General features: G+C 61.7%; 17 protein-coding genes. 13 read left to right on the plus strand and 4 right to left on the minus strand.

The features are described 5' to 3' along the window. Window positions 1-161: 161 nt before the first annotated feature. The 4 genes from M6D32_RS20450 to M6D32_RS20465 all read right to left on the minus strand — a co-directional run bounded on the left by M6D32_RS20450 (window position 162) and on the right by M6D32_RS20465 (window position 5,276). The gene (locus M6D32_RS20450; protein ID WP_298259607.1) at window positions 162-692 is read right to left on the minus strand and encodes a GNAT family N-acetyltransferase; all 531 of its coding nucleotides are present in this window, start codon (window positions 690-692) and stop codon (window positions 162-164) included. Between the two features lie 91 nt (window positions 693-783). Then, window positions 784-1,575 (minus strand): Bax inhibitor-1/YccA family protein, encoded by a 792-nt coding sequence (locus tag M6D32_RS20455; protein ID WP_298259609.1) that lies wholly within the window; start codon window positions 1,573-1,575, stop codon window positions 784-786. A gap of 408 nt (window positions 1,576-1,983) precedes the next feature. Beyond that, window positions 1,984-4,545, minus strand: a complete 2,562-nt coding sequence (locus M6D32_RS20460) for an FtsX-like permease family protein (protein ID WP_298259612.1) — start codon at window positions 4,543-4,545, stop codon at window positions 1,984-1,986. A 5-nt stretch (window positions 4,546-4,550) separates the two neighbouring features. Next, window positions 4,551-5,276, minus strand: coding sequence for an ABC transporter ATP-binding protein (locus tag M6D32_RS20465; RefSeq protein ID WP_298259614.1), 726 nt, complete (start codon window positions 5,274-5,276; stop codon window positions 4,551-4,553). Between the two features lie 61 nt (window positions 5,277-5,337). On the opposite strand from M6D32_RS20465, the gene M6D32_RS20470 reads away from it, so the two are divergent. The 13 genes from M6D32_RS20470 to M6D32_RS20530 all read left to right on the plus strand — a co-directional run bounded on the left by M6D32_RS20470 (window position 5,338) and on the right by M6D32_RS20530 (window position 19,908). Then, window positions 5,338-5,979 carry an arylesterase gene (locus M6D32_RS20470; protein WP_298259640.1) on the plus strand — a complete coding sequence of 214 codons (642 nt, stop codon included), beginning with the start codon at window positions 5,338-5,340 and terminating at the stop codon, window positions 5,977-5,979. A 199-nt stretch (window positions 5,980-6,178) separates the two neighbouring features. Beyond that, window positions 6,179-6,715 (plus strand): RNA 2',3'-cyclic phosphodiesterase, encoded by a 537-nt coding sequence (thpR, locus tag M6D32_RS20475; protein ID WP_298259616.1) that lies wholly within the window; start codon window positions 6,179-6,181, stop codon window positions 6,713-6,715. Between the two features lie 121 nt (window positions 6,716-6,836). Further along, entirely contained in the window at window positions 6,837-8,021 is a 1,185-nt protein-coding gene (zapE, locus tag M6D32_RS20480; protein WP_298259618.1) for a cell division protein ZapE, read from the plus strand. A 158-nt stretch (window positions 8,022-8,179) separates the two neighbouring features. Continuing rightward, on the plus strand, window positions 8,180-9,160 hold the full coding sequence (gene mdh, locus M6D32_RS20485; protein ID WP_298259620.1) for a malate dehydrogenase: 981 nt from the start codon (window positions 8,180-8,182) through the stop codon (window positions 9,158-9,160). Window positions 9,161-9,315: 155 nt separating this feature from the next. Then, window positions 9,316-10,512 (plus strand): ADP-forming succinate--CoA ligase subunit beta, encoded by a 1,197-nt coding sequence (gene sucC / locus M6D32_RS20490; protein WP_298259622.1) that lies wholly within the window; start codon window positions 9,316-9,318, stop codon window positions 10,510-10,512. Between the two features lie 2 nt (window positions 10,513-10,514). After that, window positions 10,515-10,991, plus strand: coding sequence for a DUF1579 family protein (locus M6D32_RS20495; RefSeq protein ID WP_298259624.1), 477 nt, complete (start codon window positions 10,515-10,517; stop codon window positions 10,989-10,991). 260 nt (window positions 10,992-11,251) lie between these two features. Then, window positions 11,252-12,136 carry a succinate--CoA ligase subunit alpha gene (sucD, locus tag M6D32_RS20500; RefSeq protein ID WP_298259626.1) on the plus strand — a complete coding sequence of 295 codons (885 nt, stop codon included), beginning with the start codon at window positions 11,252-11,254 and terminating at the stop codon, window positions 12,134-12,136. A gap of 135 nt (window positions 12,137-12,271) precedes the next feature. Then, on the plus strand, window positions 12,272-15,229 hold the full coding sequence (locus tag M6D32_RS20505) for a 2-oxoglutarate dehydrogenase E1 component (RefSeq protein WP_298259628.1): 2,958 nt from the start codon (window positions 12,272-12,274) through the stop codon (window positions 15,227-15,229). A 159-nt stretch (window positions 15,230-15,388) separates the two neighbouring features. Continuing rightward, on the plus strand, window positions 15,389-16,669 hold the full coding sequence (gene odhB / locus M6D32_RS20510; RefSeq protein WP_298259630.1) for a 2-oxoglutarate dehydrogenase complex dihydrolipoyllysine-residue succinyltransferase: 1,281 nt from the start codon (window positions 15,389-15,391) through the stop codon (window positions 16,667-16,669). A gap of 4 nt (window positions 16,670-16,673) precedes the next feature. Beyond that, a complete protein-coding gene (locus M6D32_RS20515) occupies window positions 16,674-17,057 on the plus strand; it encodes a hypothetical protein (RefSeq protein ID WP_298259632.1) in 384 nt (127 codons plus the stop codon). Between the two features lie 47 nt (window positions 17,058-17,104). Next, complete coding sequence (locus tag M6D32_RS20520; RefSeq protein WP_298259633.1) at window positions 17,105-17,851, plus strand: SDR family oxidoreductase; 747 nt, start codon at window positions 17,105-17,107, stop codon at window positions 17,849-17,851. A gap of 87 nt (window positions 17,852-17,938) precedes the next feature. After that, on the plus strand, window positions 17,939-19,342 hold the full coding sequence (gene lpdA, locus M6D32_RS20525; RefSeq protein ID WP_298259636.1) for a dihydrolipoyl dehydrogenase: 1,404 nt from the start codon (window positions 17,939-17,941) through the stop codon (window positions 19,340-19,342). 35 nt (window positions 19,343-19,377) lie between these two features. Then, window positions 19,378-19,908 (plus strand): hypothetical protein, encoded by a 531-nt coding sequence (locus M6D32_RS20530; RefSeq protein WP_298259638.1) that lies wholly within the window; start codon window positions 19,378-19,380, stop codon window positions 19,906-19,908. Window positions 19,909-20,233: the final 325 nt, after the last annotated feature.

Here is a 20,233-nt window from a genome sequence, read left to right on the forward strand (position 1 = left end):
CTCCAAGGTCCCACAGTCAAACTCACCATCGGGCTAGATGCACCAAGGAGTATCCGACCTCCGTGCCGACGGCGCCCCAGCATACCACCAGTTTCGTGCGCAGTGGGTCGGCGCAGCCGGTGGGCAACTCACCATGAGGGTTGAGCCGCGATTGCCTCATCCTATCTAACTGATGGCACCGTGCTGGCTCCCTCGCCAAGCTCTCGCTGCATCATCACCGTGTCGAGCCAGCGGCCGAACTTGAGGCCGACGTTCGGGTGGGTCCCGATCATCTGAAAGCCGCAAGCCGCGTGGACGCCGATCGAGGCGGCATTGGCGGAGTCGCCGATCACCGCGATCATCTGGCGGAACCCTCGCGCCTTGCAGTCCGCGATCAACCGTTCCAGCAACTGTCGGCCGATGCCGCGGCGGTGGGTCGCGGGTGCCAGGTAGACGGAGTTCTCGACAGTGAAACGATAGGCCGGGCGCGGCCGGTAGGGCCCCGCATAGGCATATCCGGCCACGCGCCCTTCCAGCGCCGCCGTGAAATACGGAAAGCCGCCGTCGGTGAGCGCCTGAAAGCGCCGCGTCATCTCCGTGAGATCGGGCGGAACAAGCTCGAAAGTGGCGGTTCCGAAACGGACCGCCTCCGCGTAGATCTCGGCGATATCGGGAAGGTCGGCGGCAATGGCCGGTCTGATCTCAAGCGACATCCGCGAAGATTATTTTCGGCAAGCGCAAAAGAAAAGCCCCGGCCGTGAGGCCGGGGCTTTCCGATTTTGATCGCCTAACCGCTGGTGCGTTTCAGTCGCGCTGGCCGAGCAGCTGCAACAGCAGCGTAAACAGGTTGATAAAGTTCAGGTAGAGCGACAGGGCGCCGGTAATCGCCGCGCGTTCCGCGACGTCGCCGCCCGCCTGGGCATAGCCGTAGATGTAATCGTTCTTCAGCCGCTGGGTATCGTAGGCAGTAAGACCGGCAAACACCAGCACGCCGACCACCGACACCAGGAACTGCAGCATCGTGCTGGCGAGGAAGAGATTGACCACGCTAGCGATGATGATGCCGATCAGGCCCATGAACAGGAACGACCCGATGCCGCTCATGTCACGCTTGGTGGTGTAGCCGTAAAGGCTGAGCGCGCCAAAGGTAGCGGCGGTGATGAAGAACACCCGCACGATCGAGGTGTGCGTATACACCAGGAAGATCGAGGACAGCGAAACGCCCATCAGCGCAGAGAACACCCAGAACATCATCTGGGCGGTCGCCGGGCGCATCCGGGTGATTCCGGCCGAAATCGCGAAAACCATCGCGAGCGGCGCCAGGATGAACAGCCACTTCAGCGGACTGACGAACATTGCGTAGCCGAACGGTGTCAGGAACGCGCTGCCGATCTTGGCAGCGGCGCCGGAGGGCTCGGTGGTCACCGCCGCCATATAAACGCCAAGCGCGGCGAGGCCCGTGATCGCGAGGCCGATGCTCATATAATTGTAGATGCGCAGCATGTAGGCGCGCAGACCGGCGTCGACGGTCGCGGCGTCTACGCGCCCGGCGGCCCGGCCGAAGGGGGAGTTATAGTTACGGTCTAGGTCCGACATGGTCGAATTCCTGTTTGTTGCCTGGCAGGCAAGGGGGCTTGCTCGCTAGAATTAACCCAGATAGCGCCGCTCGCCGACATTAATTTTGCGTCATCAAGCGGAGTCTGGACTCGTCGTGATATTTGGGAAACTAGCACAATCGCTGCAAGCGTTCATGCGCGGCTGAATGTCGCTAGGCTTCGCGCCAGCCGGCGGGCCGTGGTCAGACACATTTAAACAATTTTTATACCTGGCGGCCCGATTCCGACATTCGCATCCCGTTGCTGAGGCCTCTTTTTGTTTTGCCAATGCTGGAATCCTGGGGACCGCCAGCAAACATCAGTTTTTAGTGGAGATTTGGATCTGACATTCGCCTAGCGAACCCGCGGCTAGGTGGTAGCGAATGTCAAATCCACTCCACTAGCCTCATCAGAGGTTTCTCAGCACCGCCGCCGGCTTCTGGTTCAGGGCCAGCAGTGTTCCCGCCAGTCCCAATCCGACCGTGACGAGAAGCGCGGATACCACCACGCCGGCCGCGCTGCCTGCCTGCCAGACGAAGCTCAGGGTCATCAGCCGGGTTACGATCAGCCAGGCGGCGACCGAGCCTGCGATGACGCCAAAGATCGCCGTCGCAAGGCCGATCAAAAGGTACTCGAGGACGTAGGCGCCGAGCAGACGTCCCCTGGTCGCCCCCAATGTCTTGAGAATGACCGCGTCATAGACCCGATGGCGGTGACCGGCGGCGAGTGCCCCACCGAGCACAAGGATGGCCGAAATCAGCGTAACCGCGCTGGCGCCGCGGATCGCCAGCACGAGGTTGGTGACCACGTTACCGATGGTTTCCAGCGCTTCGCGAACCCGTACGCTTGTCACCATGGGGAAGGCATTTGCGACCGATTTGACGATCGCGGCGTCGCCGGCCGCGTCCGGGTGAGCCTCGGTCAATGTTGCTACATGCGTATGCGGTGCGCCTTTGAAGGTGTTCGGCGAGAATACCAGCACGAAATTGATGCCAAGACCCTGCCAGTCGATGGTGCGCATGTTGCCGATCCTGGCCGAGATATCGCGGCCGAGCACATTGACGACGATCTCATCGCCAAGCTTGAGCCTGAGGCCGTCGGCAATTTTCCTTTCGATCGATACCAGCGGCGGGCCGTTGTAATCGGCACCCCACCACTTGCCCTCCACGATCTTGGAGCCCTTGGGGATTTCGCCCGTTGCGGTCAGGCCGCGGTCGCTTTGCAGCACCCACTCGCTGTCGGTCGAAGGATTGAGGTCCTCAGCCTTGACCCCGCGCGCGGAGACGATGCGGCCGCGCAACATCGGCACCTCCTCCACGGTCGATCCCGGAGCCGTCTGCTTGAGAAACGCGCTGAAGTGATCGGCCTCGGTCGAGGGAATGTCGATGAAGTAAAAGGACGGAGCCCGTTCCGGCAATGCTGCGAGGAACTGTCGCCGCAGGTTGCCGTCGATCTGGGTGATTGTGACCAGCACGGCAAGACCAAGACCGAACGACAGCACCATCGAGGGCGTCAGCGCGCCGGGCCGGTGGATGTTGGTTACCGCGAGGCGAAGCATCGTGAATCGCGATCTCGGGAGGCGGCGCGCCAGTGCCATCAGCGCCGCGGCAATTCCGCGCAACAGCGCGAAGACGGCGATCGAGGCGATCACGAAAATCGTGGCGACGCGCTTGTCATAGGCAAGGCCGATGATCACCGCGACCAGAAGCGCGATCACCCCTGCCACCGACAGCAGATAGCCCCAGCGCGGGCGATGCCGGACGTTCGAGACGGTGTCTCGGAACAGCGCAGCCACCGGCACGTCATGGACGCGGCCGAGCGGCCACAGGCCGAAGGCAAGCGCAGTCAGTAGCCCGTAGACCAGCGATAACGCGAGTTCGCCGCCATGCAGCGTGGGCTCGATCGGCAGCGGCAGCAGTTTGCCGAACACATCCACGATGACGAATGGCAGCGCGGCACCGGCCGCAAGTCCGATGATTGAGCCAACCACCGCGAGCACGATCACCTGGGTCAGGTAAATCGAGAACACGTCGCGGCCGGTCGCGCCCACGGCCTTGAAGGTCGCGATGACGTCGCGGCGCCGGTCGATATGGCTCTTGACCGCATTGGCGACCCCGACGCCGCCGACAAGCAGCGCAGCCAATCCCACCAGCATCAGGAATTGGGTGAAACGGTTAATCGTGCGCTCAAGCTGCGGCGAGGCGTTGTCGCGCGACCTTATTTGCCAGCCGGCATGTGGCAGCGCCTCTCTCGCGTCGTCGACGAGCTTTATCGTGCTGCGGTCGCCGCTGGCGGCGTCGGGCAGTTTGACCCGATAGGTCCAGCGCACCAGACTGCCGGGCTGGAGCAACTGCGTAGCGCGCAGGCTCGCTTCGCTGGCCAGGAACCGCGGAGCGAATCCGAGCCCGCCTGAAAGTTTGTCGGGTTCGGCCTCGACGATACTGCGAATTTGAAAGGCCGCCTGGCCGATTGTGATGCGATCGTCAAGCTTCAGGTCGAGCCGGGCCAGCAATGTTTGATCGGCCGCCGCGCCGTAGACGCCGTCATGCTCGGCGAGCAGCTCTGCGACCGGCATGTCCGGCTTGAGCGAAAGCTGACCCAGCGCCGGGTAGTTGCTGTCCACCGCCTTCATCTCGACCAGCGCCAGGCGGCCGTCGGCGGCACGCGCCATCGCGCGCAGCGACGCCGTAACGGAAACCTCGCCACGGGCGCGCAGGAAAGCGAGTTCGTCGGGTTTTGCTTCGCGCTGAATCAACGAGAAGGCGGCGTCGCCGCCAAGCAGCGTGCGGCCTTCCCGCGCCAGCCCGTCGGCGAGACTTGCCGCGACTGAGCCGACGCCGGAAATTGTCATCACGCCGAGCGCGATGCAGGCGATGAAGACATAAAAGCCGCGCAGGCCGCCGCGCAGCTCGCGCAAGGCATAGCGCAGCGGAATGGAAGCTGGCCGCCGAACGTCCACGGATTCGGTCACGATCGTCATGAAGCGGCACTGTGCTCGGCATCGATGCGGCCCGAACGCAGCCGTACGACGCGGTCGCAGCGATGCGCCAGCGCGGCATCGTGGGTCACCAGCACCAGCGTCATGCCGCGCTCGGCATGTTTGGTGAACAGGAGATCGACGATCTGTTTGCCGGTGGTCTCATCGAGGTTGCCCGTGGGCTCGTCAGCCACCAGGATCGCCGGATCTGGCGCCAGGGCGCGCGCGAGTGCGACGCGCTGCTGTTCGCCGCCCGAAAGCTGCGTGGGATAGTGATGCAGCCGGTCACCCAATCCGACGGATATGAGTTCGTGCGCGGCGCGTGCCGAGGCATCGGAATTTCCGGCGAGCTCGAGCGGGACTGCGACATTTTCCAGCGCCGTCATGGTGGGGATCAGATGGAACGACTGGAAGACGATGCCGACCTGGCGGCCACGAAATCGTGCCAATGCGTCCTCACCGAGGGCATTGAAAGGGGTTCCGTTGACCACCACTTCTCCGCTGTCGGGACGCTCCAGTCCCGCCATCACCATGAGGAGCGTGGACTTCCCCGAGCCTGACGGACCGATCAGGCCGAGCGCTTCGCCCGATCCGACGCGCAGGCTGATGTCCTTGAGAATGTGGACGCGCGCCGCCCCGGTGCCGAGGGAGAGGTTGACGCTGGAGATGGAAATGCTGTCCGGTGCAAGGCCGGACAAGGATGAGGGCTTTGTGAGGCTGTCCATGGGTTGCTCATATGGTAGTTCCGGCCGCGCGGTCGAGAGGCTCTCTTCCTTGTTCAAGCAAATGCTCGTGTGGGGCCTGTTGCTCGTCGCTGCCGAACCAGCCTTTGCGCAGTCTCCGACAATTTCCAATGCCGCTCCGATCAAAATGGTGGTGCTCGGCGACTCCTTGAGTGCAGGACTTGGATTGTCCGGCGCCGACGCTTTTCCGGCCAAGCTGCAAAAGGCGTTGAAGGCCAGAGGTATAGCCGTCGACGTGACCAACGCCGGCGTTTCCGGTGACACCGCCTCCGGCGGCCTCGACCGTCTCGACTGGTCGGTGCCGCAGGAGACCCAGGCCGTCATCGTCGAGCTTGGGGCCAACGACGCCTTGCGGGGGATTGATCCGGCGGTCACCCGTGCCGCGTTGACCGACATCGTGAAACAGCTGAAGGGGCGCGGCGTCGCGGTGATGCTGTGTGGCATGGTGGCGCCGCCGAACTATGGCGCCGATTTTGCCGCCCACTTCGATTCGATCTATCCTGGCCTCGCCAAAGCCTATGACGTGCCGCTCTATCCTTTTTTCCTCCAGGGGGTAGCGGCCGATCCCAAGCTCAATCAAGCTGACGGCATTCATCCAACCGCGGCGGGAGTTGACATCATCGTCAAGAATATCTTGCCTAACGTCGAGGCATTTCTCGGCTCGATATCGAAGCACGCGAGCTGAAAAGCCGGCAGCAAGGCGGTGATGCGGCGACGCGGCAAACCTTTACTGGACAGTTAACGGGAGATGCTTCGCAGAGTCACGCAACTACGCTAAAAATTGTTGCCGGTGATTCGTCACCGGTGTCTGTCAGCGAACATGATCTTTAGGGAAAGCTGTTATCCTCGTTTCCAAATCATGTTCCAGCATCGGGAGTCATGCGATGCCGCGTCTGTTTACCGGACTGGAAATCCCGGCCGAAATTGGCCAAACCCTGTCCTCTTTGCGTGGCGGACTACCTGGGGCACGCTGGATCGATCCCGAAAATTATCACGTCACCTTGCGCTTCATCGGCGATATCGACGGCATCTCGGCCAACGAGATCGCCTCGATGCTGTTTCGTGTGAACCGCAAGCCGTTCGAAGTTTCGGTTCAGGGCCTTTCCAGTTTCGGAAGCAAAAAGCCGCGCGCCGTAGTCGCCAACATAGCTCCGACCCGGCCGCTGATCGAATTGCAGGCCGAGCTCGAGCGGTTGATGCAGCGGATGGGGCTCGATCCCGAGGGACGAAAGTTTACCCCGCATGTCACGCTGGCGCGGCTGCGCGACGCCTCCAGCCAGGACGTTGCCGACTATCTTTCGGTGCGGGGCTATTTTCCGACCAAGGTGTTCACGGCTTCCCGCTTTGTGCTGTTTTCCTCACGCGCCTCGACCGGCGGCGGGCCCTACGTGGTCGAAGATTCCTACGCGTTGAGCGCATAAAATGGAATTTAACCTTGCTGCGGACCGCGCCCCCTGCAGCGGCGTTGAGCGCCTTTCTGGCGTTCTGGAATGCCAATTCCTGGCTTGCAATTTCTTCAGGCTTGGGCCGTAAAGTGGTGCAATGTTGTCCCCGCCGCCTGCATCTTTCCTCAAGCACTACGAAGCGCTCGTCGCCTCCGGTGCCATCGAGGCCGACGCCGGGCAGCGTGAGGCCGCGGAGGCCTTCGACGATCTCGAGCAGCGGGTCGAGCGCTACAGGCCCGTGCGCAGGCAACGCTTGCTCGATCGGCTGTTTGCCGACAAGCGCGAGGGCCCACCGCGCGGCCTTTACGTTCACGGCGAAGTCGGCCGCGGCAAGACCATGCTGATGGACCTGTTCTTCCAGGCGAGCCCGGTCCGGTACAAGCGGCGCGCGCATTTCCACGAATTCATGACCGAGGTGCACGAGCGCATTTTCGGCTTTCGCCAACAGATCGCGCGCGCTGAAATCCCGGATGCCGACGTGATCGCGCTCACCGCAAATGCGATTTTCGAACAGGCGTGGCTGTTATGCTTCGACGAATTCCATGTCACGGATATTGCCGATGCCATGATCCTGGGACGGCTGTTCGCGCGCCTGTTCGAACTCGGTACCGTAGTGGTCGCAACTTCCAACGTAGCGCCCGAAGACCTCTATAAGGGCGGGCTGAACCGATCGTTGTTTCTGCCGTTCATCGCACAGATCGAAGAGCGCATGACGGTGCTGCGGCTCGACGCACGCACCGATTTTCGGCTGGAGAAGCTCGCTGGCGTCAAGATGTGGCTCGTGCCTCCCGACGCTGTGGCCGCCTCCGCGCTCGACAACGCCTGGGCAAAGATGACCGGCAACGCGTCCTGCCGCCCGCGCGGCATTTCGATCAAGGGCCGCACGCTGCATGTACCGTGTTCGGCCAACGGCGTGGCGCGTTTTTCTTTTGCCGAGCTTTGCGAGCAGCCGCTCGCTGCATCCGACTACCTTCGGCTCGCCCGCGACTATCACACGCTCCTGATCGATCGTATCCCGGTGATGGATTATCCAGAACGCAACGCCGCCAAGCGTTTCATTGCCTTGATCGATACCCTCTACGACAATGGCGTGAAGCTGATGGCCTCGGCTCAGGCCGATCCATTGTCGCTTTACCTCGCGACGGAAGGCGTCGAGGCCAACGAGTTCAAGCGGACTTCCTCGCGCCTGATCGAAATGGGCTCGGAATCCTATTTGGGCTTGCCGCACGGCCACAAGGATTCGGCGGCAAGCGGTTCGACCACGGGGCTGGTCGAGACGTAATTTGCTGTCGTTATTTCCAGTCGTTTCCGGACGCCCGTCGGCATGCGCCCCGCCGGCCCGACAATTGAGCGGGCTGCGGCTTGAACGGGGGAAGCGAAAGGGATAACCAGCCTCAAACGGCTTTCATCCACCTCCATCGCTTCAAAGGACAAATCCCCATGGCGCGTGACAAGATTGCACTGATTGGCTCCGGCCAGATCGGCGGAACGCTGGCCCATCTCATCGGTCTCAAGGAACTCGGCGACGTCGTCATGTTCGACATTGCCGAGGGCGTCCCGCAGGGCAAATCGCTTGATCTCGCGCAGTCTTCGCCGGTCGACGGCTTCGACGCCCATATGACGGGCGCCAATTCCTACGAGGCGCTCGATGGCGCGGACGTGTGCATCGTCACCGCCGGCGTGCCGCGCAAACCCGGCATGAGCCGCGACGATCTTCTTTCCATCAATCTCAAGGTGATGGAGCAGGTCGGCGCCGGCATCAAGAAATATGCCCCGAACGCGTTCGTCATCTGCATCACCAACCCGCTCGACGCCATGGTCTGGGCGCTGCAGAAGGCATCCGGCATGCCGCAGAAGAAAGTCGTCGGCATGGCCGGCGTGCTGGATTCGTCGCGCTTCCGTTATTTCCTGGCCGATGAATTCAACGTTTCGGTCGAGGACGTCACCGCGTTCGTGCTGGGCGGCCATGGCGACACCATGGTGCCGCTGGTGCGCTACTCGACCGTGGCGGGCATTCCGCTGCCGGATCTGGTCAAGATGGGCTGGACCTCGCAGTCGCGCCTCGACGAGATTGTCGACCGCACCCGCAACGGCGGCGCCGAGATCGTCAACCTGCTCAAGACCGGCTCGGCCTTCTACGCGCCGGCGGCGTCCGCCATCGCCATGGCCGAGAGCTATCTGAAGGACAAGAAGCGCGTGATGCCCTGCGCCGCCTATCTCAATGGCGAATATGGCGTGAAGGATATGTATGTTGGCGTGCCCGTCGTGATCGGCAGCAAAGGCGTTGAACGTGTTGTTGAAATCGAGCTCACGGGCAAGGATCGCGAGGCCTTCGACAAATCGGTCGGTGCGGTCCAGGGTCTGGTCGAAGCCTGCAAGAAGATCGCGCCGGACCTGTTAGGCCGCTGGACTCGTGGCTAGCTGAGTAGCGGATGTCAAATCCACTCCACTAGTCTTGGCATTTCACTTTTCGAAGCACACCGGGTTGCAGTTCTTGTGGTATATGGTATGCCAGCGACAATGCCGGTGTGAATTTGCCAAAATTCGCAGCGACCTAAGGTTCGGGGAACGTCCAGATGAATATCCATGAATATCAGGCCAAGGCACTGCTCAGCGAATTCGGCGTCGCCATTTCCAAGGGCGTGCCGGTGCTTAAGCCTTCCGATTCCGATGCGGCCGCCAAAAGCCTTCCCGGTCCGGTTTGGGTGGTGAAAAGCCAGATCCATGCCGGCGGCCGTGGCAAGGGCACCTTCAAGGAGGCCTCCGCCGGTGCCAAGGGCGGCGTGCGCATCGCCAAGTCGGTCGCCGAGGTCAATGAATTCGCCAAGCAGATGCTGGGCGCGACCCTGGTGACGGTGCAGACCGGCGCGCAGGGCAAGCAGGTCAATCGCCTCTACATCGAAGAAGGCTCCGAGATCGAGAAGGAGTTTTATCTGTCGATCCTGGTGAACCGCGAAACTTCCCAAGTGTCGTTCGTGGTGTCGACCGAAGGCGGCGTCAACATCGAGGAAGTCGCGCACAAGACGCCGGAGAAGATCGTCAGCTTCTCGGTTGATCCGGCCACCGGCATCATGAGCCATCACGGCCGCACCGTGGCGAAGGCCCTGAACCTTACCGGCGATCTCGCCAAGCAGGCGGAAAAGCTGGCGGCCCAGCTCTATGCTGCCTTTGTCGCCAAGGACATGGCGATGCTGGAAATCAATCCGCTGGTCGTCACCAAGCAGGGCGCGCTCCGCGTTCTCGACGCCAAGGTGTCGTTCGACGACAACGCGCTGTTCCGCCATCCCGAACTCGTCGTGCTCCGCGACGAGACCGAGGAAGATGCCAAGGAAATCGAGGCGTCGAAATACGATCTCAACTACGTCACGCTCGATGGCACCATCGGCTGCATGGTCAACGGCGCCGGTCTTGCGATGGCGACGATGGACATCATCAAGCTCTACGGCATGTCGCCGGCGAACTTCCTCGACGTCGGCGGCAGCGCCAGCAAGGAAAAGGTCGCGTCCGCCTTCAAGATCATCACCGCCGATCCCAACGTGAAGGGTATCCTGGTCAACATCTTCGGCGGCATCATGAAGTGCGACGTCATCGCCGAGGGCGTGGTCGCCGCCGTGAAGGAAGTCGGCCTCAAGGTACCGCTGGTCGTGCGGCTCGAAGGCACCAATGTCGACGCCGGCAAGAAGATCATCCGCGAGTCCGGCCTCAACGTGCTGCCGGCCGATGATCTTGACGATGCCGCGCAGAAAATCGTCAAGGCCGTCAAGGGAGCCTGACAATGGCCGACCATCTCGCCGCGCCGGCGCCGCTCGAAGAACACCGCAAGCTCGCGGTATTCGCGGGCGACTGGGCCGGCGATGAGATGGTCTATCCCTCGCGCTGGACCGAGGGCGGGCCCGCAACCTCCAAGGTGAATGCCCGCATCGATCTCAATGGCTTCTATCTGATCCAGGACGCACGTCAGAGCCGCGACGGCAAAGAGATCTTCGCGACCCACGCCGTGTTCACCTACGATCGCGACGATCGCCTCTACAAATTATTCTGGCATGACTCGCTCGGCTATTATCCGCCGTCGCCGGCTTCCGGCGGCTGGACCGGCAAATCGCTGGTGCTGGTGCGCGGCTCGCTGCGCGGCAATGCACGCCATGTCTACGAAGTCATCGATGACGACAGTTACTCGATGAAAATCCAATACTCGCCTGATGCCGAAGGGTGGTCCGACGTGATCACCGGCGTCTATCGGCGAGTCCACTGATCCCTTTACCGATTATCTCGCGAAGGCAGTCTCAGCCGTGTGCATCATCAAAGGCCAAGTCGAATGAATGAGTTTTGGCCCTATGCAAAAAGTTGGGCGCCCTTCATCGTATTGATGGCAGCCTGGTTAATCTTTTTTCGGGGGCGATTTCATCGTTGGATAATCGCTTGTGCCACTGCGCGCAAACAGACGATCGAAGGCGATGGAAAAAACAAGTCTTAAGCCTGAAGCATCAGGCCAATCAACGTATAGGAAAGCGGATGTCCATCCTGATTGACAAAAATACAAAAGTCATCTGCCAGGGCTTTACCGGCAAGAACGGCACATTTCATTCCGAAGCCGCGATCGCCTACGGCACCAAGATGGTCGGCGGCACCTCGCCCGGCAAAGGCGGATCGAAACATCTTAACCTGCCGGTGTTCGACACGGTGCGCGAGGCGCGCGAGAAGACGGGCGCGGATGCTTCCGTAATCTACGTGCCGCCGCCGGGTGCAGCCGATGCGATCTGCGAAGCGATCGATGCGGAGATTCCGTTGATCGTCTGCATCACCGAAGGCATTCCGGTGACCGACATGGTGCGCGTGAAGCGCTCGCTCTCGGGCTCGAAGTCGCGGCTGATAGGACCGAACTGCCCCGGCGTGATGACGGCCGGCGAGTGCAAGATCGGCATCATGCCGGCGAACATCTTCCGGCCCGGCAATGTCGGCATTGTCTCGCGTTCGGGCACGCTGACCTATGAGGCGGTGTTCCAGACCTCTCAGGAAGGCCTCGGCCAGACCACGGCGGTGGGTATCGGCGGCGACCCGGTCAAGGGCACCGAATTTATCGACATGCTGGAGATGTTCTTGGGCGACCCCAAGACCACCTCGATCATCATGATCGGTGAGATCGGCGGTTCGGCTGAGGAAGACGCTGCCCAGTTCCTGAAGGATGAGGCCAAGCGGGGCCGCAAGAAGCCGATGGTTGGCTTCATCGCCGGCGTCACGGCGCCCCCCGGACGCCGCATGGGCCATGCCGGTGCGATCATATCTGGCGGCAAGGGTGACGCCGGATCGAAGACCGCGGCTATGGAATCGGCCGGAATTGCCGTCTCTCCGTCGCCTGCAAGGCTCGGAAAGACGCTCGTTGAAAAGTTGAAGTCCTAATTCACTGCTTGGTTCTTTTCGGGGCGAAGTTTCTTCTTAAATAGGGTACAGGTTCTGGACCCGCCGGTCCGCGTCTAGCGGATCGGTTGCCGCGCCGTCTGTTATGCGCGATGAAGAAACTCATCAGGACGCCCCATGTCTCGCCAGGATGCGAACGCAGCTTTTGCCCTTTCGTCTTTTTTGCAGGGCACAAACGCCACCTATATCGACGAAATCTACGCCCACTATGAAAATGACCCCTCCTCGGTCGACGGCGAGTGGCAGGAGTTCTTCAAGAGCCTGAAAGATGCGCCCGCCGACGTTCGCAAGAACGCCGAAGGGCCCTCGTGGGCCAGAAGCAACTGGCCGGTCACGCCGCAAGACGATCTGACCCCGGCGCTCGACGGCAACTGGGCGCAAGTCGAGAAGGCGGTCTCGACCAAGATCGCGGCCAAGGCGCAAGCCGCTGGCAGCGAACTCACTTCGGCCGATGTGCACCAGGCGACCCGCGATTCCGTGCGCGCGCTGATGCTGATCCGCGCCTATCGGATGCGCGGCCATTTCCACGCCAAGCTCGATCCGCTCGGGATCGAAGTGCCGCGCGACCGCGAGGAACTCGATCCGCGCTCCTACGGCTTTACGGAAGCCGATTTCGACCGGAAGATTTTCCTCGATCACGTGCTCGGCCTCGAATACGGGAATTTGCGCGAAATCGTCGCGATCTGCGAGCGGACCTACTGCCAGACGCTCGGCGTCGAGTTCATGCATATCTCCAACGCCGCGCAGAAAGGCTGGATTCAGGAGCGGATTGAGGGGCCGGACAAGGAAATCTCCTTCACCCGCGAAGGCCGGCGCGCCATCCTCAACAAGCTCGTCGAAGCCGAGGGTTTCGAAAAATTCTGCGACCTCAAATTCACCGGCACCAAGCGCTTCGGTCTCGACGGCGCCGAATCGCTGATTCCCGCGCTGGAGCAGATCATCAAGCGCGGCGGCAATCTCGGCGTGAAGGAAATCGTCGTCGGCATGCCGCATCGCGGCCGCCTCAATGTGCTGACCCAGGTGATGGGCAAACCGCACCGCGCGCTGTTCCACGAATTCAAGGGCGGCTCGGCCAATCCAGACGCGGTCGAAGGCTCGGGCGACGTCAAATATCACCTCGGTGCCTCATCGGATCGGGAGTTCGACAACAACAGGATCCATCTGTCGCTGACCGCCAACCCGTCGCATCTGGAAATCGTCGATCCGGTCGTGCTCGGCAAGGTGCGCGCCAAGCAGGATCAGCATGGCGATCCGCCAGACATGCGGATTTCGGTGCTGCCGCTTTTGATGCATGGCGACGCCGCCTTCGCTGGGCAAGGCGTGGTAGCGGAATGTTTCAGCCTGTCGGACCTCAAGGGCTACCGCACCGGCGGTTCGCTGCATTTCATCGTCAACAACCAGATCGGCTTCACCACCTATCCGCGCTATTCGCGCTCTTCGCCCTATCCGTCCGACGTGGCGAAGATGATCGATGCGCCGATCTTTCATGTGAACGGCGACGATCCGGAGGCGGTGGTTTTCGCCGCCAAGGTCGCGATCGAGTTCCGGCAGAAATTCCACAAGCCGGTCGTCATCGACATGTTCTGCTACCGCCGCCACGGCCATAACGAGGGCGACGAGCCGGCGTTTACCCAGCCGGTGATGTACAAGAAGATCGGCTCGCACCCGACCACGCTCGAAGTCTATGCCAGGCGGCTGATCGCTGACGGTGTGATGACCGAGGGCGAGGTCGAAAAGGCCAAGGCGGACTGGCGCGCGCGGCTTGATGCCGAATTGGAAGCTGGCACCGGCTACAAGCCCAACAAGGCCGACTGGCTCGACGGCAAATGGGCCGGCTTCAAGATCGCCGACCAGGAAGAGGATGCGCGCCGTGGTGTGACCGGCATCAATACTGCCGTTCTGAAGGACATCGGCCGCAAGATCACTAAGGTACCGGACGGTTTCCGCGTTCACCGCACCATCCAGCGCTTCCTCGACAACCGCGCGAAGGCGATCGACAGCGGCGTCGGCATCGACTGGGCGACCGGCGAGGCGCTGGCGTTCTGTGCGCTGTTGCAGGAGGGCCATCACGTACGGTTGTCCGGCCAGGACTCCGAGCGCGGCACGTTCTCGCAGCGCCATTCGGTGCTGATCGATCAGGAAGACGAGAGCCGTTACACCCCGTACAATCATCTCGGCGGCGATCAGGGCCACTACGAAGTCATCAACTCGCTGCTGTCGGAAGAGGCCGTGCTCGGCTTCGAATACGGCTACTCGCTGGCCGAACCGAACGCGCTCGCGATGTGGGAGGCGCAGTTCGGCGACTTCGCCAACGGCGCGCAGGTCCTGTTCGATCAGTTCATCTCGTCTGGCGAGCGCAAATGGTTGCGCATGTCGGGCCTCGTTTGCCTGTTGCCGCATGGTTACGAAGGGCAGGGGCCGGAGCACTCATCGGCACGGCTCGAGCGCTATCTGCAAATGTGCGCTGAAGACAATATGCAGGTGGTCTATCCCACCACGCCGGCGAATTACTTCCATGTGCTGCGGCGGCAGCTGCATCGCGAAATCCGCAAGCCGCTGATCCTGATGACGCCGAAGTCGCTGCTGCGGCACAAGCGTGCGGCCTCGCGGCTCGACGAATTGGGCGAGGGAACGACGTTCCACCGCATCCTCTACGATGACGCCCAGATGCTGCCCGACGAGCAGATCAAGCTCGTGCCGGATGACAAGATCAAGCGCATCGTGCTGTGCTCGGGCAAGGTCTATTACGATCTCTATGAAGAGCGCGAGAAGCGCGGTATCGATGATATCTACCTGATGCGCATCGAACAGCTCTATCCGGTGCCGTTGAAGGCGCTGGTCGTGGAGCTCTCCCGCTTCAAAGGCGCCGAAGTGGTCTGGTGCCAGGAAGAGCCGCGCAACATGGGCGCATGGCATTTCATCGAGCCTTATCTCGAATGGGTGCTGAACCAGATCAACGCGACCTACAGGCGTCCGCGCTACGCGGGACGCGCCGCCGCTGCCGCGACGGCGACCGGGTTGATGTCGAAACATCTGGCGCAGCTCAAGGCGCTGCTCGACGAGGCATTGAGCTGACGAGATTTCAACCGGTCATGCCCCGCGACGGCGGGGCATCCAGTAACCCGCGCCGTCTGTTTTCGACGAGAACCGTCGCGGATTGCTGGATCCTCCGCTTTCGCGGAGGATGACAGCAAGGGATTATCGCCGTACAGGGCGTTTGGAGAGAGCAAAGCCATGACTGAAATTCGCGTGCCGACGCTCGGCGAATCCGTGACTGAAGCCACCATCGGCCGTTGGTTCAAGAAGGCCGGTGATGCCGTCGCGGTCGATGAGCCCCTGGTCGAGCTCGAAACCGACAAGGTGACCATCGAAGTTCCGGCGCCGTCCGCCGGCGTACTTGGTGCGATCAGCGCCAGGGATGGCGAGACCGTCGCCGTCGGAGCGCTGCTTGGGCAGATCACGGATGGTGCTGCGGGCGCCGCCGCCAAGTCCGCCGCTCCCGCCAAGGCTGCTCCGCCGCCGCCCGCTCCTGCGCCGGCCGCCAAGGCGCCGCCAGCAGACAAGGCGCCGCCAGCAGACAAGGTGCCGCCAGCCGACAAGGCTGTGTCTGCCGATGCGCCGCTGGCACCGTCGGTGCGCAAGCTGTCCGCCGAAAGCGGCATCGACGCCTCGACCGTGCCGGGCTCAGGCAAGGACGGCCGCATTACCAAGGGTGACATGCTGGCTGCGATCGAGAAGGCAGCTTCGGCGCCGACGCCGGTCAATCAGCCGGCGGCCGCCGTGCAGGTCCGCAGCCCCTCGCCCGCAGATGACGCGGCGCGCGAGGAGCGCGTGAAGATGACGCGGCTGCGCCAGACCATCGCGCGGCGGCTGAAGGATGTTCAGAACACAGCGGCGATGCTCACGACCTTCAACGAGGTCGACATGACCAACGTCATGGCATTGCGCGCGCATTACAAGGATGTGTTCGAGAAGAAGCACGGCAGCAAGCTCGGCTTCATGGGCTTCTTCACCAAGGCCTGCGTGCAGGCGCTGAAGGATATTCCGGCCGCCAACGCCGAGATCGACGGCACTGACCTGATCTACAAGAATTACTATCACATCGGCGTCGCCGTCGGCACCGACAAGGGTCTCGTCGTGCCGGTCGTGCGCGACTGCGACCACAAGTCGATTGCGGAAATCGAGAAGAGCATCGCCGATTTTGGCCGCCGCGCCCGCGACGGCCAGCTCAAGATCGACGAGATGCAGGGCGGCACTTTCACCATCACCAATGGCGGCATCTATGGCTCGCTGATGTCGACACCGATCCTCAACGCGCCGCAGTCGGGCATTCTCGGCATGCACAAGATCCAGGAGCGTCCGATGGCGGTCGGCGGCAAGGTCGAGATTCGGCCGATGATGTACCTGGCGCTGTCCTATGATCACCGCGTGATCGACGGCAAGGATGCCGTGACCTTCCTCGTGCGGGTGAAGGAGAGCCTCGAAGACCCGGCGCGGCTGGTGCTGGATCTGTGACCGCGTGTCTGACGATGAGCTATCGCGCCCGCCTTGGATGCCGTCGAAAATTCCCGACGGCAGCAGTCCACCAGCATGGGATCAGGAAGATGCTGACGGACTCGTCGGGCAGTTGATGCTTGCGGGGATCACCTATGTCGCAGCGGACGGAAAGACGGTGACCTCACAGGTGCAATGTTGGGGTCGGATCACCAGCGCAAATCGGGAAGGAATTGTCGTCTTGTGTGAAGGCAAAACGTGGGCCGGGCAAACAATGACCTTGCCACCGCACCTGCCGGCATTTCAGGCGGCGAAGCCCGGAGAATACCGGTTGCGCTCGACCGGAGAAACTGTCGTGGACCCCGATCTTACGACTAGCTGGACAATCAAGCAGTCTCCAAAGTCATGATTTGATGTTAGGAGGTCGATAATGAGTTTCACTCGTTGGAGACAGATGTGACCGACAAAGTTGTTGTTATCACCGGCGCTAGCCGCGGCATTGGCCGCGCGGCTGCCCTTGCCGCGGCGGCGCGCGGATTTCGCGTTGTCGTCGGCTATGCCAGCAACCGGAAAGCGGCCGATGAAGTCGTGGGCCAGATCGAAGCCAACAATGGCAAAGCGATTGCGGTGAAATGCGATGTCGGCGTTGAGGACGACATCCTCGCACTGTTCAAGGCGGCGGACGCATTGGGCACGCTCGGTGCGCTGGTGAACAATGCCGGCATCGTCGGCCCGTCGATCCGGGTCGACGAGATGTCCGCTACGCGCATCCAGCGCATCATGTCGGTCAACATCACCGGCAGCTTTCTCTGCGCCCGCGAAGCAGTGAAGCGGATGTCGACCAGGCACGGCGGCAAGGGCGGCGTCATCGTCAATATTTCGTCGGTCGCGGCCAAGCTCGGCTCGCCCAATACCTATGTCGACTATGCGGCGTCCAAGGGCGCGATCGACACCTTCACCGTCGGTCTTGGCTACGAAGTCGCCAACGAAGGCATTCGCGTCGCAGCTGTTCGTCCCGGCCTGATCGATACCGAAATCCACGCCTCGGGCGGCGAGCCCGATCGTGCGCATCGGTTGGCGCATGTGGTGCCGATGAAGCGGATCGGCACCGCGGACGAGATCGCCAACGCCATTGCCTGGCTGATCTCGGACGAGGCCTCTTATGTGACCAGTGCAATTCTTGACGTGTCGGGCGGGCGCTAACGCATGATCCGGAAAAGTGGAAACCGGTTTTCCGAAAAGGTCATGCGCAAACAATAGCGTCACAAATTTCAGTTACAGGATTCGATCATGGCGACTTACGATCTTGTTGTTATCGGCACCGGCCCGGGCGGATATGTCTGCGCCATCCGTGCGGCGCAGCTCGGCATGAAGGTCGCCGTGGTCGAGAAGAACGCGACGCTCGGCGGCACCTGCCTCAATGTCGGGTGCATGCCTTCGAAAGCGCTGCTGTATGCCTCGGAAATGTTCGAGGAAGCCGAGCATTCCTTCGCCAAGATGGGCGTCAGCGTCCCGGCGCCGAAGCTCGACCTGCCCGCCATGATGAATTTCAAGCAGCAAGGCATCGACGGCAACGTCAAGGGCGTCGAGTTCCTGATGAAGAAGAACAAGATCGACGTGATTCCGGGAAAAGCAAAAATCCTCGGGACCGGTCGAATCGAGGTGGCCGGCAAGGACGGCAAGACGCTGGTCGTCGAGACGAAAAACATCGTCATCGCCACCGGCTCGGATATTGCGCGCCTGAAGGGCATCGAGATCGACGAGAAGCGCATCGTGTCGTCGACCGGCGCGCTGTCGCTCGACAGGGTGCCGGGAAAACTCCTGATCATCGGCGCCGGTGTCATCGGGCTCGAACTCGGCTCGGTGTGGCATCGGCTCGGCGCGCAAGTCACCGTCGTCGAATTCCTTGATCGCATCCTGCCCGGCATGGATGGCGAGGTCGCCAGACAATTCCAGCGCCTTCTGGAAAAGCAGGGTTTTGCGTTCAAGCTCGCCACCAAGGTCACGAGCGTCGATGCCTCAGGCAAGACGCTGGTCGCGCAGGTTGAGCCGGCGGCGGGCGGAGCGGTTGAAAAGATCGAGGCCGACGTGGTGCTGGTCTGTATCGGCCGCATTCCCTACACCGAAGGCCTTGGCCTCAAGGAAGCCGGCGTTGCCGTCGACAATCGCGGCCGCGTGCAGATCGATGCGCATTTCGCCACCAGCCTGAAGGGCGTCTATGCGATCGGCGATGTCGTTGCCGGTCCGATGCTGGCGCACAAGGCGGAAGATGAAGGCGTCGCGGTTGCCGAAATTCTGGCAGGCCAGGCCGGCCATGTGAATTACGACGTCATTCCCGGCGTTGTGTATACAACGCCGGAAGTCTCCTCTGTCGGAAAGACCGAAGAAGAACTGAAACAGGCCGGCGTGGCCTATACCAGCGGCAAATTTCCCTTCACCGCCAATGGCCGCTCGAAGGTGAACCAGACCACTGACGGTTTCGTGAAGATTCTCGCAGATGCGAAGACCGACCGCGTGCTCGGCGTGCATATCGTCGGCCGTGAAGCCGGTGAAATGATCCACGAAGCCGCCGTTTTGATGGAATTCGGCGGTTCCGCCGAGGACCTGGCGCGAACCTGCCACGCCCATCCGACCCGTTCCGAAGCAGTGAAGGAAGCGGCGCTTGCGGTTGGCAAACGTGCCATCCATATGTGATCCTTGCGCCGCGAGAGTCGGGGCAGGATAATTTTATGCTACGCCGCCTTCTTCAACCGATCTGGGTGTTGCTCGCGGTCATCTTTTTGATCGAAGCGTGGCTTTGGGATCACCTTGAGCCGATCGTCGCCTGGGTCGTTGCGAAAATCCCGCTGCAAGCTTTCAAGGCATGGTTGGCTGAGCGGGTCGATACGCTATCGCCTGCGATGACGCTGATCGTGTTCGTCGTGCCGGTGATACCGCTATTTCCGCTGAAGATGGTCGGCGTTTGGCTGCTCATGCACGAATACTGGCTGAGCGCCGTCTTCACGATTCTTTTCGCCAAGCTTCTCGGTGTCGGCATCACCGCCTTCGTCTTTGACGTGACGCGGCCGAAGCTCCTGGAGATGGGCTGGTTCGAGAAACTCTACGAGTTCATCCTGGAGGTACGCGCCAAGGCAAGAGCCCTGGTCGATCCGATCAAGCGGCGCATCACGGAAACGCTGCGCGGCAACGGCGACCGCTGGTCGTCGCGAATGCTGCGGCTGATCCAGCGCTTCCGCAAGAGCGTGCGCGAGGCGCGCTAGTGTCCCGGTTCTGACATTCGTATCATATCGCGGCGGGTTCGTTTACGAATGTCAGAACCAAAGGGGCACTAGCAACCATATGATTCTAGTGTGGCTTTGACTCTGACGTTCCTTCGGAGAACTCGCTGCAACACTGAAAGGAACGTCAGAGTCGCCACACTAGAATAGTGTTTTCAAGCGCAGCAAGCCCTCGGACTTGCCGCCTTCGCTAAAGCTTCGGCGGCCGTGTGAGCCAGTGGCCCGGCGTAGCCTTGGCGGAGACGGGTGCCGGGCATCCACGTCTTCACGAAAGGCGAAACGTGGATGGCCGGGTCAAGCCCGGCCA

Origin of the sequence: Bradyrhizobium sp., from assembly GCF_027307225.1 — a bacterium.
Lineage (GTDB): Bacteria > Pseudomonadota > Alphaproteobacteria > Rhizobiales > Xanthobacteraceae > Bradyrhizobium.

Bases quoted from the DNA above. Each gene is read 5' to 3' on its own strand.
- M6D32_RS20450 (WP_298259607.1), bottom strand. From the start codon at position 692: ATGTCGCTTGAGATCAGACCGGCCATTGCCGCCGACCTTCCCGATATC.
- M6D32_RS20455 (WP_298259609.1), bottom strand. From the start codon at position 1,575: ATGTCGGACCTAGACCGTAACTATAACTCCCCCTTCGGCCGGGCCGCC.
- M6D32_RS20465 (WP_298259614.1), bottom strand. From the start codon at position 5,276: ATGGACAGCCTCACAAAGCCCTCATCCTTGTCCGGCCTTGCACCGGAC.
- M6D32_RS20470 (WP_298259640.1), top strand. From the start codon at position 5,338: ATGCTCGTGTGGGGCCTGTTGCTCGTCGCTGCCGAACCAGCCTTTGCG.
- thpR (WP_298259616.1), top strand. From the start codon at position 6,179: ATGCCGCGTCTGTTTACCGGACTGGAAATCCCGGCCGAAATTGGCCAA.
- zapE (WP_298259618.1), top strand. From the start codon at position 6,837: ATGTTGTCCCCGCCGCCTGCATCTTTCCTCAAGCACTACGAAGCGCTC.
- mdh (WP_298259620.1), top strand. From the start codon at position 8,180: ATGGCGCGTGACAAGATTGCACTGATTGGCTCCGGCCAGATCGGCGGA.
- sucC (WP_298259622.1), top strand. From the start codon at position 9,316: ATGAATATCCATGAATATCAGGCCAAGGCACTGCTCAGCGAATTCGGC.
- M6D32_RS20495 (WP_298259624.1), top strand. From the start codon at position 10,515: ATGGCCGACCATCTCGCCGCGCCGGCGCCGCTCGAAGAACACCGCAAG.
- sucD (WP_298259626.1), top strand. From the start codon at position 11,252: ATGTCCATCCTGATTGACAAAAATACAAAAGTCATCTGCCAGGGCTTT.
- M6D32_RS20505 (WP_298259628.1), top strand. From the start codon at position 12,272: ATGTCTCGCCAGGATGCGAACGCAGCTTTTGCCCTTTCGTCTTTTTTG.
- odhB (WP_298259630.1), top strand. From the start codon at position 15,389: ATGACTGAAATTCGCGTGCCGACGCTCGGCGAATCCGTGACTGAAGCC.
- lpdA (WP_298259636.1), top strand. From the start codon at position 17,939: ATGGCGACTTACGATCTTGTTGTTATCGGCACCGGCCCGGGCGGATAT.
- M6D32_RS20530 (WP_298259638.1), top strand. From the start codon at position 19,378: ATGCTACGCCGCCTTCTTCAACCGATCTGGGTGTTGCTCGCGGTCATC.